The organism is Halosegnis sp., from assembly GCF_042216475.1.
In the GTDB taxonomy this organism is placed as follows: Archaea; Halobacteriota; Halobacteria; order Halobacteriales; family Haloarculaceae; genus Halosegnis.
On the sequence record NZ_JBDGTV010000021.1, the window covers coordinates 52,861 to 75,468 of the forward strand.

At 65.6% G+C, this 22,608-nt stretch carries 29 protein-coding genes; 9 read left to right on the forward strand and 20 right to left on the reverse strand.

The features are described 5' to 3' along the window. Positions 1-9: 9 nt before the first annotated feature. Genes ABEJ63_RS12130 through ABEJ63_RS12140 form a run of 3 tightly spaced genes read right to left on the reverse strand, consistent with a single transcriptional unit; the run spans position 10 to position 1,285 of the window. On the reverse strand, positions 10-291 hold the full coding sequence (locus ABEJ63_RS12130; protein WP_375796634.1) for a hypothetical protein: 282 nt from the start codon (positions 289-291) through the stop codon (positions 10-12). Further along, a complete protein-coding gene (locus ABEJ63_RS12135) occupies positions 288-653 on the reverse strand; it encodes a helix-turn-helix domain-containing protein (protein WP_375796635.1) in 366 nt (121 codons plus the stop codon). Before ABEJ63_RS12135 ends, ABEJ63_RS12130 begins: the two co-directional genes overlap by 4 nt. Beyond that, complete coding sequence (locus ABEJ63_RS12140) at positions 650-1,285, reverse strand: helix-turn-helix domain-containing protein (protein ID WP_375796636.1); 636 nt, start codon at positions 1,283-1,285, stop codon at positions 650-652. The genes ABEJ63_RS12135 and ABEJ63_RS12140 overlap by 4 nt, the downstream gene beginning before the upstream one ends. 162 nt (positions 1,286-1,447) lie before the next feature. Between ABEJ63_RS12140 and ABEJ63_RS12145 the strand changes: the two genes are divergently transcribed. From ABEJ63_RS12145 to ABEJ63_RS12160, 4 genes are all read left to right on the forward strand, one after another. Next, positions 1,448-2,599, forward strand: coding sequence for a multicopper oxidase domain-containing protein (locus ABEJ63_RS12145; RefSeq protein ID WP_375796637.1), 1,152 nt, complete (start codon positions 1,448-1,450; stop codon positions 2,597-2,599). Positions 2,600-2,601: 2 nt separating this feature from the next. Next, positions 2,602-3,594 (forward strand): halocyanin domain-containing protein, encoded by a 993-nt coding sequence (locus ABEJ63_RS12150; protein WP_375796638.1) that lies wholly within the window; start codon positions 2,602-2,604, stop codon positions 3,592-3,594. 61 nt (positions 3,595-3,655) lie between these two features. After that, a complete protein-coding gene (locus tag ABEJ63_RS12155; protein ID WP_375796639.1) occupies positions 3,656-4,633 on the forward strand; it encodes a nucleoside recognition protein in 978 nt (325 codons plus the stop codon). Positions 4,634-4,962: 329 nt separating this feature from the next. Further along, positions 4,963-5,145 carry a hypothetical protein gene (locus tag ABEJ63_RS12160; RefSeq protein ID WP_375796640.1) on the forward strand — a complete coding sequence of 61 codons (183 nt, stop codon included), beginning with the start codon at positions 4,963-4,965 and terminating at the stop codon, positions 5,143-5,145. On the opposite strand, the gene ABEJ63_RS12165 is transcribed toward ABEJ63_RS12160, so the two are convergent. Beyond that, positions 5,142-6,035 carry a MaoC/PaaZ C-terminal domain-containing protein gene (locus tag ABEJ63_RS12165; protein WP_375796641.1) on the reverse strand — a complete coding sequence of 298 codons (894 nt, stop codon included), beginning with the start codon at positions 6,033-6,035 and terminating at the stop codon, positions 5,142-5,144. The two genes, ABEJ63_RS12160 and ABEJ63_RS12165, sit on opposite strands and share 4 nt — an antisense overlap. Positions 6,036-6,107: 72 nt before the next feature. On the opposite strand from ABEJ63_RS12165, the gene ABEJ63_RS12170 reads away from it, so the two are divergent. After that, positions 6,108-6,260 carry a hypothetical protein gene (locus ABEJ63_RS12170; protein WP_375796642.1) on the forward strand — a complete coding sequence of 51 codons (153 nt, stop codon included), beginning with the start codon at positions 6,108-6,110 and terminating at the stop codon, positions 6,258-6,260. Here ABEJ63_RS12170 and ABEJ63_RS12175 read toward each other — a convergent pair. The 5 genes from ABEJ63_RS12175 to serB form a co-directional block, all read right to left on the reverse strand. Further along, a complete protein-coding gene (locus tag ABEJ63_RS12175; RefSeq protein ID WP_375796643.1) occupies positions 6,257-6,481 on the reverse strand; it encodes a hypothetical protein in 225 nt (74 codons plus the stop codon). The two genes, ABEJ63_RS12170 and ABEJ63_RS12175, sit on opposite strands and share 4 nt — an antisense overlap. Before the next feature lie 60 nt (positions 6,482-6,541). Then, positions 6,542-7,807 carry a YegP family protein gene (locus ABEJ63_RS12180; RefSeq protein WP_375796644.1) on the reverse strand — a complete coding sequence of 422 codons (1,266 nt, stop codon included), beginning with the start codon at positions 7,805-7,807 and terminating at the stop codon, positions 6,542-6,544. A 447-nt stretch (positions 7,808-8,254) separates the two neighbouring features. Continuing rightward, positions 8,255-9,523, reverse strand: a complete 1,269-nt coding sequence (locus ABEJ63_RS12185; protein WP_375796645.1) for an RNA-guided endonuclease InsQ/TnpB family protein — start codon at positions 9,521-9,523, stop codon at positions 8,255-8,257. A 78-nt stretch (positions 9,524-9,601) separates the two neighbouring features. Then, positions 9,602-9,913 carry a hypothetical protein gene (locus tag ABEJ63_RS12190; protein WP_375796646.1) on the reverse strand — a complete coding sequence of 104 codons (312 nt, stop codon included), beginning with the start codon at positions 9,911-9,913 and terminating at the stop codon, positions 9,602-9,604. Between the two features lie 48 nt (positions 9,914-9,961). Continuing rightward, positions 9,962-10,594, reverse strand: a complete 633-nt coding sequence (gene serB, locus ABEJ63_RS12195; protein WP_375796647.1) for a phosphoserine phosphatase SerB — start codon at positions 10,592-10,594, stop codon at positions 9,962-9,964. Between the two features lie 76 nt (positions 10,595-10,670). On the opposite strand from serB, the gene ABEJ63_RS12200 reads away from it, so the two are divergent. Continuing rightward, the gene (locus ABEJ63_RS12200; protein ID WP_375796648.1) at positions 10,671-11,105 is read left to right on the forward strand and encodes a hypothetical protein; all 435 of its coding nucleotides are present in this window, start codon (positions 10,671-10,673) and stop codon (positions 11,103-11,105) included. 138 nt (positions 11,106-11,243) lie between these two features. Here the strand turns inward: ABEJ63_RS12200 and ABEJ63_RS12205 are convergent, their stop codons facing one another. Next, complete coding sequence (locus ABEJ63_RS12205) at positions 11,244-11,801, reverse strand: recombinase RecA (RefSeq protein ID WP_375796649.1); 558 nt, start codon at positions 11,799-11,801, stop codon at positions 11,244-11,246. Positions 11,802-11,972: 171 nt separating this feature from the next. On the opposite strand from ABEJ63_RS12205, the gene serA reads away from it, so the two are divergent. Then, positions 11,973-13,577: a phosphoglycerate dehydrogenase gene (gene serA, locus ABEJ63_RS12210; RefSeq protein ID WP_375796650.1), complete on the forward strand. Its 1,605-nt coding sequence runs from the start codon at positions 11,973-11,975 to the stop codon at positions 13,575-13,577. Here the strand turns inward: serA and thrC are convergent. Together thrC and ABEJ63_RS12220 are read right to left on the reverse strand one after the other, a co-directional pair. Next, positions 13,569-14,873, reverse strand: coding sequence for a threonine synthase (gene thrC / locus ABEJ63_RS12215; protein ID WP_375796651.1), 1,305 nt, complete (start codon positions 14,871-14,873; stop codon positions 13,569-13,571). The genes serA and thrC overlap by 9 nt on opposite strands. A 48-nt stretch (positions 14,874-14,921) precedes the next feature. Beyond that, positions 14,922-15,158: a hypothetical protein gene (locus tag ABEJ63_RS12220; protein WP_375796652.1), complete on the reverse strand. Its 237-nt coding sequence runs from the start codon at positions 15,156-15,158 to the stop codon at positions 14,922-14,924. Between the two features lie 87 nt (positions 15,159-15,245). Between ABEJ63_RS12220 and ABEJ63_RS12225 the strand changes: the two genes are divergently transcribed. Beyond that, a complete protein-coding gene (locus ABEJ63_RS12225; protein ID WP_375796653.1) occupies positions 15,246-15,404 on the forward strand; it encodes a hypothetical protein in 159 nt (52 codons plus the stop codon). 6 nt (positions 15,405-15,410) lie between these two features. On the opposite strand, the gene ABEJ63_RS12230 is transcribed toward ABEJ63_RS12225, so the two are convergent. Continuing rightward, complete coding sequence (locus ABEJ63_RS12230; RefSeq protein ID WP_375796654.1) at positions 15,411-15,758, reverse strand: winged helix-turn-helix transcriptional regulator; 348 nt, start codon at positions 15,756-15,758, stop codon at positions 15,411-15,413. Between the two features lie 86 nt (positions 15,759-15,844). Further along, complete coding sequence (locus tag ABEJ63_RS12235; RefSeq protein ID WP_375796655.1) at positions 15,845-16,222, reverse strand: helix-turn-helix domain-containing protein; 378 nt, start codon at positions 16,220-16,222, stop codon at positions 15,845-15,847. Positions 16,223-16,374: 152 nt separating this feature from the next. On the opposite strand from ABEJ63_RS12235, the gene ABEJ63_RS12240 reads away from it, so the two are divergent. After that, complete coding sequence (locus tag ABEJ63_RS12240) at positions 16,375-16,842, forward strand: histidine kinase (protein WP_375796656.1); 468 nt, start codon at positions 16,375-16,377, stop codon at positions 16,840-16,842. On the opposite strand, the gene argF is transcribed toward ABEJ63_RS12240, so the two are convergent. The 6 genes from argF to lysX are packed head-to-tail and all read right to left on the reverse strand — an operon-like array spanning position 16,837 to position 22,603. Continuing rightward, positions 16,837-17,724 carry an ornithine carbamoyltransferase gene (gene argF / locus ABEJ63_RS12245; protein WP_375796657.1) on the reverse strand — a complete coding sequence of 296 codons (888 nt, stop codon included), beginning with the start codon at positions 17,722-17,724 and terminating at the stop codon, positions 16,837-16,839. The two genes, ABEJ63_RS12240 and argF, sit on opposite strands and share 6 nt — an antisense overlap. Continuing rightward, on the reverse strand, positions 17,721-18,773 hold the full coding sequence (locus ABEJ63_RS12250) for a [LysW]-lysine hydrolase (protein ID WP_375796658.1): 1,053 nt from the start codon (positions 18,771-18,773) through the stop codon (positions 17,721-17,723). The genes argF and ABEJ63_RS12250 overlap by 4 nt, the downstream gene beginning before the upstream one ends. Continuing rightward, positions 18,770-19,897, reverse strand: coding sequence for an aspartate aminotransferase family protein (locus ABEJ63_RS12255; RefSeq protein WP_375796659.1), 1,128 nt, complete (start codon positions 19,895-19,897; stop codon positions 18,770-18,772). Before ABEJ63_RS12255 ends, ABEJ63_RS12250 begins: the two co-directional genes overlap by 4 nt. Beyond that, positions 19,894-20,706 carry an acetylglutamate/acetylaminoadipate kinase gene (locus ABEJ63_RS12260; RefSeq protein WP_375796660.1) on the reverse strand — a complete coding sequence of 271 codons (813 nt, stop codon included), beginning with the start codon at positions 20,704-20,706 and terminating at the stop codon, positions 19,894-19,896. Before ABEJ63_RS12260 ends, ABEJ63_RS12255 begins: the two co-directional genes overlap by 4 nt. Then, entirely contained in the window at positions 20,706-21,737 is a 1,032-nt protein-coding gene (gene argC, locus ABEJ63_RS12265; protein ID WP_375796661.1) for an N-acetyl-gamma-glutamyl-phosphate reductase, read from the reverse strand. The genes ABEJ63_RS12260 and argC overlap by 1 nt, the downstream gene beginning before the upstream one ends. Further along, complete coding sequence (lysX, locus tag ABEJ63_RS12270) at positions 21,734-22,603, reverse strand: lysine biosynthesis protein LysX (protein WP_375796662.1); 870 nt, start codon at positions 22,601-22,603, stop codon at positions 21,734-21,736. The genes argC and lysX overlap by 4 nt, the downstream gene beginning before the upstream one ends. Positions 22,604-22,608 lie beyond the last annotated feature (5 nt).

A 22,608-nucleotide genomic window follows, 5' to 3' on the forward strand; every position in this document is an offset into this window, starting at 1 on the left:
TCCGGGGAGTCAGCCATCGCGGTCGACAAACAGCGCGTAGAAGATAGCGGCGAAGCCGGCAGCGGTGAACGCACTCTCGACCACGAAGGCGAGCTGCCGCGGAACGGGTGCGAGCGTGTCGAGCGCGCCGGCGAGGAACGCCCCCAGGGTGACGATGCCGAAGCCAAGCGCGAGCGCGCCAAGCGACTCCGCGTCCGTTCGCCGATACGCCTTGTAGCTGTAGTACGTGATGACGGCGCCGAGCGCGAGTGTGAGCGTCTTCAGCGCCGCCACGACGAGTGGGTGTGTCATGTCGAGTCTCGCACCTCCTGCCACAGTTCCGCAACCCGCTGTTCGGGTCCGCGTGCCGGCCGGTCGACGTCGAGGTCAAACTCACCGTCTTCGAACAGCACGTGGACCGCTTCGAAGTCCGGGCTATACTGCGTCGCGTGGTGGCCGTCCGCGCGCACATCCGTCGACTCCTCGACGAGCGAGGCCTCCGCCAGCAGGTCCAACTTCCGGTAGGCCGTTGATCGAGGGATGTCACACGCCGCCGCGACCTCGTCAGCGGTGAGCGGCTCCTCAAGCGCCCGGAGCACGTCGCGACAGTCCGGGTCCTCTAGGGCCGCAAGTACGGCCTCCATGTCGGGGTCCTCGTCGCCGAACGCACTCACGGCTGGTCACCTCCAGAGGCGAGGTGGTCCGCGAGCAGTTGTCCTTCCGCCCGCCGGAGCGTCTCGCTGACGGTCGATTTGGCGAGCCCGAGCGCGTCCGCAAGGTCGGTGAGCGAGCAGTCACGGGGCGTCTCGTAGTAGCCACAGTCGACGGCTGCGCGGGCGACGCGCCGCTGGCGGGGCGTGAGCGGTCTCGATGGTTCGACGCTCGCGGTCACCTCCTGCACCTCGAAGGCAAGTCCGGCCGTGTCGAGCCGGTCGGCCAGCGCTGACAGTGCCTCGTTGGGGGCAAGCACCGTCCACTGGGCGACGCCGTCAGCGACGACGAACGGGAACGCCGGTGGGGTGCCCGCAGCCGCAGCCGCCGATAGTGGCTCTGTTGTCGTCGTCTGGACGCGACAGAGCGCGCGGTCAGCCTCACGGTCGAGAATATCCAGTCCGACCACGTCAGGGGCATCGGCGAGGGCTGCGGTCGCCGTCGGGAGCATGTCGGGGGCCATGAGGTCGACTACTAACGCCGCCGGATCGCCGAGCGTCGCGCTCCGGATCCGGAGTCTGGCGGATTCGTCGCGCGTGAGCCGTCCGACCCAGAAGTCGGGCGGCGGTGTTACTTGGAGGCGTGCGCGTGCCATCTCCCCTCGGCCAGAGGTCACCGGTCGCAGTACATTACCCTGCCGAAGGCGCGGCGGCCGCGCGGGAGGGTACTTAAACACAGAGCCGAACACGTTCGCTGTATCGTCGCGCGGTGGGACTCGCCGGTGGGGGATACAAGAGGCCTGTGTGAACCAGGAGATATGACGCCACCAATCGGCGCACCGGGGGACGGCATCACGCGACGAGAGTTCGTGGCTGCGACCGGGACGGTCGGCGCAAGCGCGGCAGCCGGCTGCACGACCACCACAGAGCCCACTGTTGAGGAGCGGGGCGCAACTCGGACGACGGCGACTGGGACGGCGACGAGTCTGCCCACCACGGGTCCGCCGGAGGTTGTCGACCTCAACGAGCAGGGGAATTCGGTAACGCTCCGGACGGTGAAGGCAGCCCACGCAGCCCATCCGGGCGACACGATGGGGGGCCCAGTCGAACTGCCGGTCGTGTGGGCGTGGCAGGCAGACGACGGCACGCCGTCGGTACCAGGTCCAGTCTTGCGCGTCTCCGAGGGGACCAGCTTCGAGGTGACCCTCGACAACACCGGGATGAGTATGCCCCACACTTTCCACGTCCACGGCATCCAAAAGACGTGGAAGAACGACGGCGTGCCGACGACGACCGGCATTACCGTCGAGGGCGGTGAGAAACACACCTACGAGTTTACCGCGAACACACCGGGCACCCACATCTACCACTGCCACTACCAGACGCCACGGCACATGGAGATGGGGATGTACGGGACGCTCCGGGTCGACCCGGAAGGCTACGAGCCGGCTGACAAGGAGTACTTCATGACGGTGAAAGACTGGGATAGTCGGCTCTCTCGGCAGTTCGCTGGCGAGGACGTGAGCTTCGATCTGACAAACCGTCGGCCAGATGTGTTCACTGTCAACGGGAAGTGTGCCCCACGGACGCTCCACCCAGAGGACGGCAGCCCCATCATCGTCAAGCAGGGCGACACCGTTCGAGTCCACTGGACCAACGCGGGGTTCATGAGCCACCCGCTGCACACCCACAACCACCGATTCCGGGTCGTCGAGCGCGACGGCTCGCCGGTGCCCGAGGCCGCTCAGTACGCGCGTGACACTCAATCCATCGGCCCCGCGGAGCGGTACACCGTCGAGTTCGAGGCCGACGCCGACCCGGGCATCTACCTGATGCACTGTCACAAGGTCGATCACGTCCGCAACGGCGGCTCGTACCCTGGCGGGATGCTGACGGGGATTGTGTACGAGTCAGCCATGAAGACGGACCTGTTCGCGAATCTGATGAAGTACGCCGGCTACGAGGTGTAACTATGCCGACGCGACGCGAATTCGTGACGGCGCTGGCTGCCGGGAGTGCGGGCGTCGGCCTCGCGGCCCGACCGACCGCCGCGGAATCGGTCGACCTGACAAAGTGGCTCGCGGACACGGACGGCGTCAATGGCGTCGTCGACCGTCGTGGCCGCGAGGAGGTGGTCGTGACGGTCGGCGCCGAGGGGAACGGTGGCGCGTTTGGATTCGGACCACCGGTCGTCCGCGTCGATCCTGGCACGACCGTCCGCTGGAAGTGGACCGGAAAAGGTGGCGCACACAACGTGGTCGCGAGCGACGGTGCCTTCGAGTCTGATCTCCACAACTCGCAGGGGGCGACATTCACACACACGTTTGAGTCGACGGGTGTGACCCGCTACTACTGTGGCCCCCACCGGGCGATGGGGATGCGCGGTGCCGTCGTGGTCGGGTCTGTATCCGTCCAGCTCCCGGGCGAAGTGACGCCGACGCCAGCAGCGGGCGGAGGCGGCGAGGAATCGAATGCCGCCCGCTCGTTCGACGGCTGGCTCTCGGAGACAGACAACTACGACGGAGTCGTTGACCGTCGTGGCCGCGAGGAGGTGATTATAAAAGTGGGCGCCGAGGGGAACGGCGGGCCGCTAGCGTTTGAGCCGGCGGCCGTCCATGTCTCGCCAGGCACCACGGTCCGCTGGGAGTGGGTCGGTCCGCGCCGCTACGACGTAGTCGACCCCGAGCTGGGCTACGAGTCACGGCAGGTCGCCGGTGCGGGGTACAGCTACGCCGTTGAATTCGGCGGCGACGGACTCTCAACGTACGAGTGTACAAAATACGGCGATCGTGGGATGCGTGGAGTCGTCTTGGTCGGCGAGGGGCCCCGCGAGACGCTGAGTTGGCAAGGACTCGGCGCCGCCGGTGTCATCGGCGGGCTGCTGGCCGCGCCGCTTGCCGCGGGCATCCGGCTCCACAACCGTACTGCCACCCGGTCGGGGAAGTCATTCGGTCCCGAGGAGTAAATCGCCGCGGGGTCAAGCCCCGAGGAGTGAAGCTTAGTTGCTCCCGGTCATCCACGGGAGTATGTGGGAGGTGTGGAGCGTCCTGCCGGCAGTCGGACGGCGGGTGCTGACGGTTGCGGTGTTCATCGCCGTCGGGGTGAGCCTTGCGAACCTGCTCGTCGCCTTCGGCCTCATCGAACAGATTGCCCGTGGGTCGAAGTATCTCACCCGGCCAGCTAACCTCCCCGACGAGGTTGGGTCGGCCATCGTCACGACTGCCGCCTCTACGACGGCCGGGTACGGGATGTTGGCAGACTTCCGTGAGGCCGGTCGGCTGTCAGACCGCGCGACGCTCGTCGCCGTGACGGTGAACACGTTCTTCGGCTTCGTCCAGCATATCTTCACCTTTTACGCTCCTGTTCTGATTCCGATCCTCGGGGTGGAGGTTGGGCTGCTGTATGTCGGGTCACGGGCCGCAATCGCGCTCGCAATCACGCTCGCGGGCGTGCTCGCCGGCGCGCTCCTCCTCTCAACGCCCGACGGGCGCGGGTCCGCGATGCCGGTCGAAGCTGATGGCGGCGGCGTTGGCCGCGAGTATCCCGAGACCACCCGCGGAAAACTGTCGTACGCCGCGCGCACTGGCTATGAGAAGACGCGGTCGATTCTCCCGCGGCTGGCTGGAATCTACGCCATCGTTGCCGTGCTAACAGCGAATATTGACGTGACGCGGGCGACGAGTGCGGCCGAGCCGCTTGTCGCGGTGTTGGGGCTGCCGGGGGCGGCCCTCCCCGTGGTCGCCGTGTTCGCGCTCGATACGACCAACGGGGCACTGTTCCTCTCGTCGCTGCCTGCCGGCACGTTCACCCCCCGTGAGGCCGTCGCGACGATGCTCGTCGGCGGTATCGTCTCCTTTGCTGTCTCCACGTTCAAGCGGTCGATTCCGTTCCAGTACGGTATCTGGGGTGCCGAGTTTGGCTCGAAGGTCATCCTCGTCAACACGACGCTGAAGCTGGGATTCATCGCGACGGCCGTGGCGTTGCTGTTGTTCAGTCCAGTGTGACCGCCTCCTCAGCGTGAACCGCCTCGGGGTCAAGCCCCGTAGCATTCGCCTTGGACCGCCTGTAAACGACGGGATTCTCGCCTCGAAGAAAGATGTCCCTCGGATCGCTGTGATCCATCTTCTGGGCCCCACGCTCTCACGGCACGTGCCCGACCGTAGAGGCTGGTTGTGGCGCTTGCCAATGACCCACATGAACGACCATGTACGAACAGGAACATTCATTACAGACCCGCTCATCGTGATAGGTAAGGATGCTCGCTGTACACCCGCTTCGTTGCTAGTTCTTCCCGTCCCGCGTACAGCACCCGACCGACCACTTCCCACCCCAGATGAGCACGACAACACCCACCCAAGCACGCCCCGGCAGCCGAACAGCGACCCGCGTTGACGAGACGCGCTGGAACGACCAGCGGGCCGTCACCGCCGCCAACGCGCCCCGCACTTTTGACTACCGCCGCCCTGAGCGGCTCCCGAACACGACCGACCGCGAGAACGAGTCCGTTCCCCGTTAGGGCTGTTCGTCAACGAGCACGCGCGCCTCGCCGTCGAGGACGACCCGCTCGTCGCTGTCGATCACTAATGTCTGGAGTCTAAACTGACCGTCACCTAGCGACTCGACCACCTCCAATTCGACACGCACGCGCTCACCGGGGCGGACGGGAGCGGTGAATTCGCAGTCCTGGCCGAGGTAGATTATCATGCCAGGGAGTCGCGCGACAGCCGCTGAGACGACGCCCGCGGTGAGCAGACCGTGGGCGATACGGCCACCGAACCGCGTCTCGCGGGCATACTCGTCGTCGAGATGGAGCGGATTCGTGTCGCCGGACGCCTTTGCAAACGCCTCGACATCGGCGTCCGAGAGCGTCTTTTCGAAGCCGAACGTCTCTCCAACCGCCAGCGTCGCCTCGCCGGCGTCGACGGGAGAGTCGGTGCTCCGGCCCTCAAAGCGCCAGTCGGTCGCGTCGTACAGTTCACCGGGGTCGACCGGGGGCACCGTTGGCTGGCGGTCTGTCTCCTCGAGATGCGGGAGTGCGTACGCGAGGTCTGTCGCCGTCAGTACGCCCGCTAGCCCATCATTCTCAAGGACGATGAGATGGTGGACCGCGTGGGTACGCATCGTCGCGGCCGCTTGGCCGGCAGTCGTGTCGGGGCCGACAGTGACCAACTGTTCGGTCATCGTGCCGGCGACCCGCTCTTGATCCAGGTTCGCTCCTTCGGCGACGGCTTGGCTCAGATCCCGACTGGTAACGATGCCGACGGGAACGCCCTCGTCATCCGTCACGACCACCGAGCCGACGCCCGTACCATAGAGGTGCTCGGCGACGGCACGCAGTAGCGCAGCCGGCCCCACTGTCTCGACGTCCGTGCTCATCAGATCGCGGACGGACAACGGCGGTGACATACCCGGGGGGAAGTGGGGACTACACTAAAGCGTCCGGACAGCGCTTACGAGGGTCCCCTCCGTAACAGATGCGTGAGCGAGGACAAACAGGGCGGCGACGAGCCGAGCGACGCGGAGCTCCGCGCGCGTCTGCGGTTCCTCCGAATCCAGAAGCGGACGGCCAACATCGAGAACCGCGAGGCGGTTGCACGAAAGATACGCGAGCTCGAGGCGAAGTTGGACTAACCGTCAACGAACAGCAGTGTCGCAACACCGACGAGGATAGCCGCGGCGTATGCGGGGTGGCCCGTTGCAAACGCGAGCAGGTCGGCGGCCGTCGGCGTCGGGCCAGCGGCGAGATACGCTGCGGTGGTTCCGCCGAGGGCAGCGAGGCCACCAGACAGCCGCAGAGGGTGGTCGCTCAGCCAGCCACCGACGAATGCGAGGGGTCGTGCGAGGAGCCGCATCTACCCCTCCATTTCACGTGGAACAGCAAAAACTCTCGTACGACGACCGAACGACGTGTGTCAGACATCGGAATCCAGCCGCTCAACGGGGGCGTTGGGCGCGTGGCGCTTGACGCCGTTGACCGCCTCGATTGCGCCGGATCGCGAGGTGTACCCCTCTCCAGACGTTGCGAGGATTGTGCCATTTCGATGGCGGAGCCGCCAACGGTACTCGCCGCCGGCGTCCTCGTACACCTCGACAGCAGCCGTCGTCACCGTTAGCCGGTCGGCCTCCGGGGCGTATTCGCGTACCCGGTCAATCGCGTCCGCGAGCGCCGACCGGTCGGTGTATCCCTCGCCGGAGTCGGCAACGGATTCGCCGTTGGCCGCGACGAGCCGCCAGCGGTGTTCGCCGGCGGCATCCTCGTACGTCTCGAATCGGGGGCCTGTCTCGGCGTCTCGCTCGGCGTCGCTGGCGAGTTCCTGAAACCGATCCGCGGCCCGCCGGGCGTTCGACCGGGAGGCGTACCCTTCGCCGGAGTCGGCGAGGATATTCCCGTTGCGGTGGACGAGCCGCCAGCGATACTCACCGGCGGCGTCCTCGTACACCTCGACGCCCGCAGGGTCGAACTTGAGGTAATCAGCGGGGCCGACCGTTGCCTGCACCGTCTCGACGCCGGTCTCGGCGGCGCCACGCGAGAAGAATCCTCGCGTTGCGGCCGCGAGTATCTCGCCGTTATTGTGGCGGAGCCGCCAGCGGTACTCGTCGGTCTCGTCGCGGTACAGCTCAATCGTCGCCTGTGGTGCCTCGGCGACCGGGTCGGGCTCGGGGGCAGGCTCTTGCTCATCGCGCTGCCAGACAATTGCTGCGTCGAACGCGTTTCGCTGGACGCTGCGCATCCCGCGGCGGGCGTTGCAGTCGCTCGCGTACGATTCGCCGGAGGTCGCGATGATGTTGCCGTTGCGGTGGACGAGTCGCCAGCGCCATTTGCCCGACTTGTCGCGGTAGACATCGAAGGTTGCGCTGCTGTCGGCCAGCCGCTCGGCATGGGCGTGGGCCGCCTCAAGCTCCGTCTCCAGTTCCTCGACGCGTGCCTCGCGGTCAGCGATGGTCGCCGCGTCGGTCTCGTCGTCAGCCCGCGCGGCCGCCAGTTCACGCTCAATGCGTCGGCGGGCAGCCGACTGACCGACCGAGATGGGTGCGAGCGCGCCCGCCAGAGTGATCAACGCAACACCGACCACGTACAGGAGAACGACGCCCTGTGCGCTCCCGGAGGCGAGCCGCCATCCCTGCGGGAAGACAGTCAGGAACCACGCCATCGCGGCCAACGCCACGAGCACGCCCACGTAGACGAATAGGCGGGCGCGTCGGTCAACCGCCTTGGGGTCACGCCCCGAGGCTTGTCAGTGGACTCCCGTTCTACAGGCTGAGTAGGGCGAGTGCCTCGGGGCTTGACCCCGAGGGTGAAGCCCGTCAAAAGGTTTTAATTTACCACTTCTCGTATCGTGGATTAACGACCGTGACGGACATTAAAGACCTTAATGTGAAACGCTCGTTAGAAAGATTGGAAATGCGACTCCTCTCAAAACCCGCCACTGGCGGTGCGACAGGAGTTGTCGGGTCGTGGTGGAGCGACCGACCCTCACGGACACCAGCGGGGTGTTCGGGTGTTAATTCCAACCGACTTCGGGAGAAGGAGGTCGAGGGGAATTAAATTCGCCTGTGTCCATCCGTCCGTTTCTGGACGGCACGGACAAAAACGGTGGAGCCTCGGGGCTTGTCCCCGAGGTACTTCACCCCAATTGGGCAGGCGTGTAGTCGCCGTTCACGGTCAACGTCCCTGACTTGAGGGCCAGTTGACTGGTGGCCCATCCACCGCGAGACGTCTGCCCGCGATGGATATGCCCGCAGTACCGGGTGGCGATGTTCTTCGCCGCGTTGTAATCCGCATTCACCGCATACCCACAGTCCTGACACGCAAACTGCTTGTCGTCGCGGTTGTCCTCGTGGGTAAACCCACAGTGCGAACACCGCTGACTCGTGTACGCCGGATTTACGAAGTCAACGAACAACGCCGTGGATTCGATCTTGTACTCCACGAGTTCTATGAACGTCGCATACGCCCACTGTTGGAACTTTGACCCGTTGGCGATGTTCTCGCGGATGTGGTCGAGATTCTCGAAAATGATGCCGTCCACATCCGCGGCGTGGGCTTCCGCGATAAGATCGTTGGCGCGGTTGTGGAGCCAGTCCAGCGACCAATCCGAGAAGCGGCTGCCGATGGACTGAATCGTTTGGTGTGCCGACCGTGTCCCCGTCTGTTGCAGGCGTGCGCAGCGTTGTTCGTACTGGTCGCGTTTGTGGGCGAGGTAGTCTGCACTGCCGATGAACTCGCCCGTGGAGGTGACGGCGAACGCGCCGGTCACGTTCAAGTCCACGCCGAGAACCACTCCGTTCTCGGCACCATCATCATCGTGACTGGCTTCTTGGCGTTCCGTTCCGTCAACTGTGTAGTCGGGGTTCTTCAGCGTGACGTGCAGGTAGAACGTGTCGGTCTGCTTGTCGTACTGGAGCGTGGCACTTGAGGCGTCCCAGTCGTCGCTCTCGTAGTACCTGTCGAACGGCGTGTCTTCACGGTTGTCTTCAGGCGGGAGGACGTACTCGCAGGTGACTCTGCCGTTCGGCGTGGAGAGCGTGGCGTGGTCGTCGTTGAACGTTGCACTCCGCTTGTCGTACACGACGCTCCACGAGTCGAACTCAGGTTGACTCGTGTTTTCGCCTTGCTTCAGTTTCTCGACGCCACTTTGGACGGCGTCGATGGCGCGACGGATGCCTTTCTGGACGAGGTTGGCGGTGAGGTCAGTTTCTTCGCGCAACTCGTCGTATAGAGCGTTTTCGGCCTTGCTTTTGCTGGTGATGCAGAGGTCGTCGTAACGCCACGCCCACTCGCTGGTGCGGTTGGCACAGTAGATGAACTGGTCTTTGGTCTGGTGGAGGTCGTCACGACGCTCTCCGGGCACGTCGAGTCTGATCGGCACGGTGCGTCGTGGCGCGTCGTCCATCCGTCGTTCACACTCACGTTTGTTGGCTAATGAAAGGTTACGTGTGGGAGTCGGCCTCGGCATTGAGCGTGGTTTGTTTCATCTGGTGTCGGCTTCCTCCCCGACCGCAAGGGTCGGGGCATCCGCCTCGTACCGCCCGTGAAACGACTGACCGACGACGAGCCCGGCCAGCGCGGCGACGAGGCCGCTCCCAGCGAGCAGGTACGCTACCTCGCGGGTTCCGGACCGGCCGGCGCCCATCGACACGAGGAACAGCGCCATCCCGAGCACCGCGACGACGGTACCGGCGACGAACAGCCAGTAACCGTACACCTCGTCGGTTGTGAATGGCTCGCCGAAGCGATCCGAGTAGATGGCGACGAGCGCATTTTGTTCTCTCTCTGCGAACATATCTATTAAAATGATGCTGGGGAGATAAATAAACCCCGACGTTGGGTATTAAACGAGCCCGCGGTCGGCAAGCAGCGTCTCAAGGGCGGCCATGGAGTCGACCGTGACGTCACAGGCGGGCGCGACGGCCGGTTTGGGCGCGAACCCGACAGCGAGTCCCGCGGCCTCGAGCATCGGGAGGTCATTGGCTCCGTCACCGACCGCGACGGTGTCTGCGACGGGGACACCGTACTCCGTCGAGAGTCGCTCGAGGGCGTCGTCTTTTGTTCCTTCGATGAGTGGCCCCTCGACGGTGCCGGTGAGTTCGCCGTCGACGACGGGAAGCCGGTTAGCGACAACGGCGTCGACGGTGGTGCCAGCCCGCGCGAGCGCCGCCTCGACCCCGCGCTCGAACCCGCCTGTAAGCACCGCGACAGTGTGGCCAGCCGCTCGGAGTGCGTCGATAACGGCGGCGGCGTCCTCGCGGAGCCGCACCTCGTCGAATGCAGCCGCGGCCGCTTCCTCCGGAAGCCCCTTGAGCAGGGCCGCCCGCTCGCGCAGCGATGTCGCATAGTCGATCTCGTCGTTCATCGCCCGCTCGGTGATAGCGGCCATCTCATCTGCGACTCCCTGTCGGTCGCCCAGTAGGACAGTCATCTCGGAGTCGGAGAGCGTCCCGTCGAAGTCGAAGGCCACGAGCATACTCGCCATCTGCTCGGGACCGGCATGAACCGTGCGGTCCCCGTGTGTTTATGCCCGCCGCGTCGAACCGGGTGGTGTGGAAGAGCCCGCCACGGACCCAGAGGATCTCGACGAGGAGCTGGCCGAGTACGAGGGTGACCTCGCCGACGTCGATTCAGAGGTGCGCGGGCTCGTCTCCGCGCTGCGTGACCACCCCGACGCCTCCCTTCGGCTGGCGGTCCGCTACAGCGGCGAAGAGTACGACGCTGTCTACGTCCGCGAGGACGTTCGCGAGCGGTACACGGATGCAGAGCTGGAGGAGCGTATCGGCACGCTCGTATTGAAAGGCCACGGCGACCCGCCAGAGGAGGCGCCGCTTCGGGACTTTGGGTCGTTAGAGGCGGTAATGCGGTTTTACGAGGGTGTCATCGTCGCCCACTTTCCGGTCCGGGAGTGGTCTGGGCTCGTGTTCACCTTCGATCGTGAGGCGTCGCCTATCGTCGACCTCGCGAACCAGTATCTCGACGATTGACTGGAATTAGCTGAATGCAGGCGCTAAGCCCCCTCGCTTAAGGAGCCGCCGACGGCGGCGAGTAGGCAGGGGTAGTTCACCCGCTGCGTCGCCTTCCGCAAGGGGCGAGGCGAAGCCAAGTGACTAAGACGGGGTAGCTCACGGGTTATACTCGGTCCATGGTCGGGGGCCAAAGTCACCGCCACGCACCCGGAGCTGTGTCGTCGCGTCGGTCTCGCGTGTCTCCACGGCGGCGTCGAACAACTGGAGGAGCCGCTCGCGGGTCTCCGAGTCGCCCGCACTGGTGTCAAGGGCGAACGCGCCTGCGAAACCGGCCGACTGGACCCGCGTGGTGAGCGTGTGGACGAACTGGTAGACCCGGCGGATGTCGGCGTACATCAGCAGTGTCGACAGCGAGTGGATACCGACACGCGTACGGCGCCGGGTAGAGTCGTGGTAACAATCCTGCATGAATCCGGAGAGAGCGATGCCCAGCCCTGTCAGGTCGGCGGGCGTTGAGACGTAGCGGGTCACGTCGTCTTCGCGGGCGCTTCCGAAGCCGCCCTGGCTCACGCAGTCAACGACCGACAGCGACCAGTTGTCCCCGGGGAATTCCCGGCGAACCCGGGCGGCGTCGGCCTTGGTGGTTGCAACGACGGCCGACTGGTCGGGGCTGCCCGACAGCAGTTCGAAGACGAGCCCGCGCTTGTCGGTCATCGACGGGCCAACGATGAGGACGGTCGTCCCTGCTCGACTGCGCTTGGTTCAAGCGGGGAGTCGGAGGGCATCTGTCCGAACGGAACCGTTGGAGGCTTATCAAACCCGCCGCCGGCCGGCGACGGTGTCACGGAAGAAAGGGTTAACCACGGGCCGCCCGGCCTCCCGGATATGAAGGTACTCGTCACCGACCCTATCGCCGATGCCGGTCTCGAACGGCTCCGCGAGGCGGGCCACGGCGTCGAGACGGGCTATGACCTCGCGGGCGATGCGCTGTTCGAGGCCGTTGCCGACGCTCACGCGCTCATCGTCCGCTCGGGGACCGAGGTGACTCGCGAGCTGTTTGAGGCCGCCTCGAACCTCGTCATCGTCGGCCGAGCCGGCATCGGCGTCGACAATATCGACATCGAGGCGGCCACCGACCATGGCGTCATCGTCGCGAACGCTCCCGAGGGAAACGTCCGCGCAGCGGCGGAACACACCGTCGCGATGGCGTTCGCCACCGCGCGGTCGGTGCCACAGGCGCACATCCGGCTGAAGAACGGCGAGTGGGCGAAGGGCGACTACCTCGGCACAGAACTGAACGGCAAGACGCTCGGTGTCGTTGGACTCGGCCGGGTCGGTCAGGAGGTCGCGAAGCGACTCGCCGCGCTAGGGATGGAGTTGGTCGCCTACGATCCGTACATCTCCGAGGAGCGAGCCGACCAGATTGGTGCCGAACTCGCCGACCTCGACGAGACACTCGCGCGGGCGGACTTTCTCACCATCCACACGCCGCTGACGCCAGAGACGGAGAACCTCATCGGAGAGGAGGAACTCGCACAGCTGGAGGGCGGCTACGTTGTCAACTGCGCCCGCGGCGGCATCGTCGACGAGCCGGCGCTGGCGGCGGCCGTCGAGGACGGTGTACTGGCGGGCGCAGCAATTGACGTATTCGGTGAGGAGCCACTGCCAGCCGACTCACCGCTGCTCGATGTCGAAGACGTCGTCGTGACGCCCCACTTGGGCGCGTCCACTAGCGCTGCACAGGAGCACGTCGCTACCTCCACGGCCGAGCAGGTACTCGCGGCGTTCGCCGGCCAGCCAGTGGTGAACGCGCTCAACGCTCCTTCGATGGACGAGGCGGCATTCCCTCGCGTCGAGCCGTACATCGATATCGCAGAAACGGCCGGCACCATCGCCGTCCAGCTACTTGACGGCCGTATCGAGGGCGTCGACGTCACCTACGCGGGTGATATCGCCGAGGAGGACGTTGACCTTGTCACGGCCTATGCGCTGAAGGGCGTCTTCGAGCCCTCACAACTCCAGGTCAACAGCGTCAACGCTGGCCGAATCGCCGAGGAGCGGGGTATCGACGTCTCGGAGACGAAGCGACGCCAGTCGGCCGACTTCCAGAGTCTCGTTACCGTCACCGTCGAGGGCGACAGCGACTCGGTGTCGGTCTGCGGGACACTGTTCGCCGGCGATGACCCTCGTATCGTCCGCATCGACGGCTACCGGGTCGACGCCATCCCCGGCGGGAAGATGGTCGTCGCGCGTAACACCGACGAACCGGGCGTCATCGGGAAAATCGGGAGCGTGATGGGCGAGTACGATATCAATATTGCAGGGATGTACAACGCCCGCGAGACAATCGGCGGTGAGGCCGTTACCGTCTACAACGTCGACCAGCCCATTCCCCCGGAAGCTCGCGAGAAGCTGCTCGCCGACGAGCGTCTCCTTGACATTACGTATATCGAGTTGAACGGGACGGACGCCGTAGCGGAGCTACAGTAACCGACGGAGCCGCCCGAGCAACCCCCCGTCCACGTCCTTGCCGGCGAGGTGTGCAAGAATATCGTCTGTGTCGTTGGGCACCGGCTCTGGCTCGCTGCCCGCCTTTGCAGCGGCGTCGGGGTCTTTCAGCAGATGGCCGGTGGTGAGACAGACGACGTCTTCGCCGGCCGACACCTCGCCAGCGTCGGCGAGCTTGCGCAGCCCGGCCAGCGAGGCGGCGCTGGCTGGCTCGACGCCCACTCCCTCGCCCGCGAGCTCGCGTTGAGCGTCGGTTATTTCCGCGTCGCTGACGGCGACGGCCGTCCCGCCCGTCTCGCGGATGCCCGGTAGCGCCTTTGGTGCGTTCACCGGGTTGCCGATGCGGATGGCCGTCGCGATGGTCTCGACATCCGGCCAGCGGCGGGTCTCCGCGTTCCCCTCGCGGATTGCTTCGACCATCGGGGCGGCCCCCTCCGCTTGGACGCCCGTGAGCTTGGGGACATCGCCCGGCGCGAGTGCGCCCGACTGGACTAACTCGCGGAAGCACTTGTACAGCGCCGCGGTGTTGCCCGCGTTCCCGACAGGGAGAACGATACGGTCGGGGAACCGGCCTTCCTCGGCGTAGAACCGCTCGAGAATCTCGAGACCGATCGTCTTCTGGCCTTCGAGCCGGAACGGGTTCAGCGAATTGAGGAGGTACGCCTCCCCACGCTCGGCGAGGTCCTGTACCCGGTCGAGACAGTCGTCGAAGTTGCCGTCCACCTCGAGAATGCGCGCGCCGTGGAGACTCGCTTGGGCGATTTTGCCGGCGGCTACCTTTCCTGCGGGCAGGAGGACCAGCGTCTCAAGACCGGCACGAGCGCCGTAGGCCGCGAGGGCCGCGCTCGTGTTGCCTGTCGACGCACAGGCGAGCCGGTCGACGCCCAGTTCCTGTGCGACGCGGACACCGACGGTCATCCCGCGGTCTTTGAACGAGCCGGTGGGATTCATGCCCTCGTGTTTCACTCGGAGGTTGCGTACGCCGACCGACTCCTCGATGCGCGGGACTTCGTGGAGTTGAGTCCCGCCCTCAGGAAGCGAGACGCCCTCCTCGAAGGGGAGGGCTGCGGCGTACCGCCAGACACGCTCGTCGCCCTCGAAGTCTGCGAACGTCGGGTACGTTGCGTACCGCACCTCGAGTAGCCCGTCACATTCCGGGCAGGTGAACACGACGCCGTCGAACGGCGGGAGGGTGTGTCCACACTCGATACAGTGGAGCCACACGTCCTCGGCGCCCTCAGGCGGCTCGGGGCGGGTGGGCAGCGTCAGGTCAGCCATTACAGGCGTTCGACACCGCGCGCGCAAAAAGCGGCCGGTCCCGTCCAATCATGCGTCCGGGTCCGCGTACCCTTGCTGTTCGATACAGGCGCGCATCTCCGCCTCATCGTCGTGCTTGTGAAGCCGCGTCGGCGTGTCACAGTAGAACGTCTCGCCGTCGTACCGGAGCGTGACCTCGCGAAGCTCACCCAGAAATTCAGTGCGGACGACCACCCGCTCGCCCTCGCGGAGTCGCTCGATGAGTTCGTCGGCGTCAAACTCGCCGGCGTCGATAGTAATCGTCATACTCGGGCCAGGACCCGGGTCGATATGAACGCGGCGACCGGGCGTGGTAACGCTTAACAGATGGCCAATCGAATTCACGGAGTCGCCATGAGCCTGCCCGACACGGTGGACGCGGGGCTACCGGTCGTCAATCGCTCATTCACGGCCATCGACCGGCCAGATGGCGGGCTGGTCGTCTATGACCTCTCCAAGCCAGCCGCGTGGCTCCGGACGGACGCCCCGGTCACACTCACAGAGTGGGAGTGACGCGACTCAGGCCGGCGCGAGGTGCGTTTGGCCCCACTCCCGCATCGACTCGATGACTGGCTCCAGCGAGCGGCCCCGCTCGGTCAGCGAGTAGCGCACTCGGAACGGCTTCTCCGAGACCACTTCCCGCTCGACCAACCCGTACTCGTCGAGATCCTCCAGCGAGTCCGACAGCACCTTCGAAGAGATGCCGTCGACCGAGCGTTTCAGTTCGTTGAATCCCTGTGGCTCCTCGAACAGCCGGTGGACGATGACTGGGTGCCACTTTTTGCCCAGAACGGTCGCCGTCGCCGTAATAGCACACCACTCCTCACCGGAACACCACACGGAGAGTGGCTCGTCGGTCTCGCTCATACGCGTCGTTGGGACGGCGAGTAGATAAGGTTACCTCGTGTCATCGGGTTACCGTTTGTCACTTGCATGGCTCGCAGCGCCGATAGTCACTCTCCGAACTCGTCGATGCGGTCGTGGACGTAGGCGGTCCACTCGTCGAGCGTCTCGTGCATCAGCTCGCGCGCCTCGTCGACAGGCGTGGCGGTGTACTGGTAGACGTGGCCCCCGGAGTCGAGCAGGCGGCGCTCTCGCTCGGCGAGCCCCTTCTCGCGGAGTGTCGACAGCGATCGGTTCACGTTCGATCGGTCGCGCTCCAGCGACTCGGCTAACTCCTCGACCGTACTGCCAGGCTGGTCGACCAGCGTCAGGTAGGTCCGGACCTCGTGGCGCTGGATGCCGAACACGCACGCGAGAACGTCCTCGAATCCCGGCTCTTCGTCAAGCATCAGCTCCCGGAACCGCTCCGGACTCGGGTCGCTTTGCATACCACCACTACAGGCTCGGACGTAAGAAGTCCTCGCTTCCCGTCATATCGGGAGACGTGCCAATCGAGTGGCTGGTCGCGGCCGCGACACAGCCACACAGACACACGGTCGCCACGGGTACTTTCCGGGGACGGCCGTCGACCTGACCGACGATGGGTATCAATGAGACGACGGCAACTAGTATCGACACGGGTATCTCCTGGCAGCGGGGCGTCCTCGCCGGTCTCGCGGGTGGTCTCGCGATGACCGCACTGATGCTGGCGATGGGAGCGACACCAGTCATCGCCGGCGCGATACCCGGCTTGTACGGGTTAGCGCTCCCGCCGAACCTGCTGGCCGGGATCGTCGTCCACCTCTCACATGGGGCGGTGCTGGGCGTCGTCCTCGCTGGTCTCGTCAGCGCAATCGACCTCGACGCTGCGGCGGCGATTGTCAGCACAGGCGTTGTCTACGGCGTCGTGACGTGGCTTCTGCTTGCAGCACTCGTGATGCCGCTGTGGCTGAGCGCAGTCGGGTTCGCGATGGCACCGCCGTTCCCAAATTTCGCTCCTCCGAGCCTGCTGTGGCACGTCACGTATGGCGCCGTCGCCGGCGCTGTGCTCGCGGGCGTCGAGCTATAGTAGAAAGGTCAGTAGTCCCTTCTGTGCGTGCAGGCGGTTTTCGGCCTGCTGCCACACCGCTGCATTGTCGCTCTCGAGGACAGCGTCGGTCACCTCCTCGCCGCGGTGGGCCGGCAAACAGTGCATCAGCGTCCGGTCGCCCAGCAAATCAGTGTCGACCTGAAACCCCTCGAAGGCCGCCAGCTTCTCAGCCCGCTCGTCCTCTTGGCCCATCGACACCCACACGTCGGTGTAGACGATGTCGGCGCTTTCGACAGCTGTCTCGGGGTCGTTGGTGAGCGTCGGCGCGCCGCCGAGGGCGGCCGCCCGGTCAACGACGACGGGGTCCGGCCCGTAGCCGTCCGGTGTCGCAACGGTCAGGTCGATATCCGTCATCGCGGCCCCCTTGATGAACGACTGACAGACGTTATTACCGTCGCCGACCCACGCGACGCTCGCGTCTAAGCCAACCCGCTCGCGCACCGTGAGCAGATCCGCCAGTGTCTGGCACGGATGAGCATCGTCGGTCAGCCCATTAATCACGGGAACGGTGGCATACTCGGCGAGTTCGGTCACGTCCGAGTGGTCGAACATCCGACCCATCACGCAGTCGACGTACCGGGAGATGGCGCGGGCGGTATCCTTCACTGGCTCGCCGTGCCCCAGTTGGATGTCGTCTGGCCCGAGGAAGAGCGCGTGGCCCCCCAGCTGGGTCATCCCCGTCTCGAAGGAGATGCGCGTGCGTGTCGATGGTTTCTCGAAGATCATCGCCAGCGACGAGCCCGCGAGTTCGGGGTGAGCCTTCCCCCGGCGAGTCCGCTCTTTAAGATCCTCCGCGCGGGTGAGCACATCCGCGAGTTCCGCGTGTGTCAGGTCGTCGACGTCAGTGAAGTGGCGGGTCATAGCCGCTCGACCACCTCCTCCAGCACGGCGGTCGCGCGGTCCAGTTCTGGCAGGGAGAGCCGTTCGTTGGGCGCGTGGTCCAGTTCGGAGTCGCCCGGACCATACGTAGCCATCGGGACATCCCACGCGGCGTAGAGGTTCATGTCGCTGGTCCCCGTCTTGCGGAGCAGCCGGGGGTCGCCGCCGGCCGAGCGGATGGCCGCGCGGAACGCGCGGGCAACAGGGCCACGCGGCGAGGCCATCACCGGCGGTACCCGGTCGTGCCAGTTCACGTGGCCGGCAGCCGCCTCGGCATCCGCGAGTTCTCGTACCTCATCGACGGTCATGGCCGGCGGCACGCGCAGTTGCACGTCGAGCGTCGCTTCAACGCTGAGCCCGTCGTCGCTGGGGCCACCGTCGACGGTGACTGGCTTTGCGGTCACCTGCTCGAACGTCGGCTCGTATGGATCATGCTCGAACCGCTCTTCGACGCGGCTCCACCACCGGAGTGCGTCCTGTATCGCGTTCGGTTCCGGCCGGGAGGTGTGGCCCGACTCACTGGTGGCGACGTAGGTGCCGGAGAGGATACCCCGATAGCCAAGCGTCACGCCGTCCCAGCCAGACGGCTCGCCGTTGATGACAGCGTCCGGGGCGGCGCGGTCGGCGACAAGGTGGCGTGCCCCTCGGGAGTCAACCTCTTCGCCGACGACGCCAGCGAAGGAGACACCTGTCCGGACGGCTGCGACGGCCATCGCCGCCAGCGGGCCAGTTGCGTCGACGCTGCCGCGACCCCACAGCACCGGTGGCTCGTATGTCTCATCTTCCTCCGATACGCGCACGGGGATATCGCCCGGTACGGTGTCGATATGGGAGGTCAGCAGTACAGCGTCGTCGGCGGGCGCGCGTACGTTGCCGGCCTCATCGCGATATGCCTCGCGGCCGTTGGCCTCGAAGAACTCGACCAGTCGCTCGGCGGCGGCCTGTTCCTCGCCGGTCGGGGAGGGAATCGATACGAGCGCACGCAGCAGGTCGCGGACCTCGCGGTCGGGGTCCGCGGTCAGCGTGCTCACGAGACCACCTCTGCCAGCGCGTCGACAACGGCGTCACAGTGTGTCTCTTCGGCAACGAGCGGCGGGAGCAACCGGAGCACCGTCCGCCCGGCCGGGAGTGCGAGCAGCTGGTGATTCAATGCGAGCTCGCGCAGCAGCCGGTTTGCCCCTCGCTTCACCTCGACGCCAATCATCAGTCCCTCACCACGCACGTCACGGACATCGTCACCGAGCCGCCGCTCAAGTTCTGCCCGCAGATATTGACCCATCTCTGCGGCGTTATCGACGAGCGATTCCGACTCGATGACGTCGAGTGTCGCACCAGCTGCGGCACAGACGACAGGGGTACCCGAGAATGTCGAGCCGTGGCTGGCGGCGCCGTCGGCCACCCAGTCGCGCACGAGGGTTGCCCCGAGCGGCAGCCCGGAGGCGATCCCCTTTGCGGACGTGAGCACGTCCGGCACCACGTCGTGACGCTGGGTAGCCCACATTGCCCCGGTGCGGCCGAGCCCGGTCTGGATTTCGTCCATCACGAGCGCGGCGCCGTGCTGAGCGGTGTGGACGCGGGCCGTCTGCAGGAACTCTGTCGACGGCGGGTTGATTCCCCCCTCCCCCTGCAATGGCTCGAGAATGACCGCCGCAGTCTCGTCGTCGATAGCGTCGGCCATCGCCTCGCTGTCGCCGTAGGAGACGAACTCCACGCCGTCGATGAGCGGCTCGTACGGCTTCTTATACTTGTCTTTCCAGGTGGTAGCGAGCGCGCCCATCGTACGGCCGTGGAAGCCGCGCGTGGTCGCGATTATTTTCGAGCGACCCGTTGCGGACCGGGCGAACTTCAGGGCCGCTTCGTTGGCCTCCGTTCCGGAGTTGCACAGCCAAACGTTGTCCACGTCGCCAGGGGCGATATCTGCCAGTTGTTCGTACAGCGCTGTCCGCGCAGCCTGCGGATACGACGCCTGTACGTACGTCAGTTGCTCTGCCTGCCGACCGATGGCGTCAACGACCGCCGGATGTGAGTGACCAACGGGGACACAGGCGTAGGAGGCACCAAAGTCGAGATACTCTGTCCCGTCTGTCGCGGTAAGATACATTCCGTCGCCAGATTCGATCTGAATCGGCTTCTCGGAGAAGACAAACGAGCTCATTGGACTGCCTCCGGGTAGACATGGGTCCCATCGCCGTCGAGTGCACCCGTGATGGGCGTCTCAGCGTTCGCGCTTGCAATGATGACCTCGCTGGCGCCCGCCTCCAGCGCCTCGGTCGCGGCCATCACCTTCCGTGTCATGAACCCCTCGGCGGCCGTTTTGAGGGTCTCATAGTCGGCGGGCGTCTCGACAGCGTCGATGCGGGTGGCGGGATCGTCAGGGTCGGCGTAGACGCCTTCGACGTCGGTAAGGACGACGAGGCGCGCGCCAAGCGCACCTGCGATGGCCGCAGCCGCGCGGTCGGCATCCGTGTTGACCGCGACACCGTCATCGGCCAGCATCGGCGGCGAGACGACGGGCGTGTAGCCGGTCGCCAGCAGCGTCTCCAGCAGGTCGGCGTTCACTGCATCAATGCTTCCGGAGTGATCGCCGCGGCGTATCTTCCGCTTGCCGTTCTCAATCACCCGTACGGCCGATTTGCGCGGGCCCGTCAGCAGGCCTCCGTCGACGCCCGACAGACCGACGGCGTCGACGCCTACCTCTTGGAGTCCCGTGACAAGGTCTGTATTGACGAGCCCAGGAAGCGACATCTTGAATACATCCATCGTCGCCTCGTCGGTGAATCGTCCAACGACGCCGTCGGGCGTTTCGACGTACTCCGGTTCCTCCCCCATCGCCTCAAGCGTATCGTCGACAGCGGTTGAGCCGCCGTGAACGACGACACAGTCCGCCTCAAGGGCAGCGACATCCGCGAGCGCCCCAGCGGGGTTGACAGCCCGGGCGCCGCCAATCTTCACGACGACCGTCATCAGGGCGCCCCCACCGGGTGGAACCCGGTCGACTCGAGTCCGGCAGTCTCCGCCAGTCCGACGGCGATGTTCGCGGCATGAATCGCTTGGCCCGCAGAGCCTTTCATCATGTTGTCGATAGCCGAGAAGACGACCAGCCGACGGTTCGCGGGGTCGAGTTCGAAGCCAACCTCTGCGAAGTTCGAGCCGGCGACAGCCTTCGGCTCCGGGTAGCGGTAAACCCCACCCCCGCCGGCGGCCAGCCGGACGAACGGTTCCTCCTCGTAGCTGCCGCGGTATGCGCTCCAGAGGTCTCCCTTCGATACCGGCTCGTCGGGGAAGACATGACACGTCGCGGCAGCGCCACGCACCATGTCGACAGCATGGACAGTAAAAGAGACATCGAGTCCAAGGAAGTCTTGAATCTCGGCCTCGTGGCGGTGGCCCGTTGGCGCATACGGCCGGACGACCCCAGACCGTTCGGCATGGCTTGACGCGCGGCCGCCGCCAGCGCCGCCCTCCGAGGAGCCCACCTTCACGTCCACGACCACCTGCTCGTCGCCCGAGAGCACGTCCGCCTCGAAGAGCGGGAGCAGGCCAAGAATTGTAGCTGTCGCGTTACAGCCGCCAGCGGCGATGAGATCAGCGCCAGGGAGATTCTCGCGGTTCAGCTCCGGTAGGGCATACTCGGCCTCGGCGAGCAGCTCTGGCCGGTCGTGGCCGTCGTACCACTCGTCGTAGGCGGCCTCGTTGCTCAACCGGAAGTCTGCCGACAGGTCGACAACAGTGTCAGCTGCCGCGCGGAATGCGTCGACATTGTTCATCGAAACGCCGTGGGGCGTCGCGGCGAACAGCACGTCCACGCGCTCCAACTCGTCTGGCTCCGTAAACCGAAGGTCAACGTGTCTGAGGTTCGGATGGACGTGGCCGACGGTCCGGTTGGCGTATTCGCGGGAGGTGGCCTGGGCAAGCTCGAATTCGGGGTGGCCGTCGACCAGCCGGCAGAGTTCGCCGCCGGTGAATCCGGAGGCGCCAACGACGCTCGCCTTCATACAGGGGCCTCCTGAACGCCCGCGCGAGCGCGTTCTTCGAGCCAGTCGACAACAACGCTCGGTACATCTGCCTCTGCAACCTCGTTGAGCGCTTTGAACTCGACGGTGTGGTTCACCTCATGGACGGTGTAAGCGTCGCCTGTCTCCATCAGGTCGACGCCGAGCAGGCCACCGCCGACCGCGTCGGAGGCCCGTTCGACTAATTCGCGCATCTGGTCGTCCACCTCGATGCGCTCTGTCTCGGCGCCCTTGGCGGCGTTGGTAAGCCAGTGGTCCGACGAGCGGGCCATCGCCCCGACTGGCTCGCCGTCGACAGTCACCACGCGGATGTCTCGGCCTGGCTTCTCGACGAATTCCTGCACATAGAACACCTTGTGTTCGTAGTGGCCGAGCGTCTCCTTGTGCTCGAGGATTGCCTCCGCGGCGTTCCGTGAGTCCACCTTCGCCATCAGTCGGCCCCATGAGCCGACGACGGGCTTGAGCACACAGGGGTAGCCGAACGATTCGATAGCCTCGAGAGCAGCTTCCTTTGTGAACGCCACTTCCGTCGCGGGCGTCGGAATCCCGGCGTCCGCGAGTACGAGGCTGTTACGCGCCTTGTCGGCACAGACCGCCGCAGTCTCGGGGTGGTTCACTACCGGCACGTCGTAGTGCTCGACGAACCGGGTAACGTACCGCGACCGCGAGGTCGCCAGACACCGGTCGAGTACGAGGTCACACTCTCCGATACCGCCCGGCGGGTCCGCCAGCCCGAACCGCTGTTTTCGGACGTCGATCTTGACGACATCGTGGCCGCGCTCGCGCAGTTCCGAGAGCAGCAGCTTCTCGTCCCGGCGGATGCGCGAGTAGAGCATTCCAATCTGCATCGGTC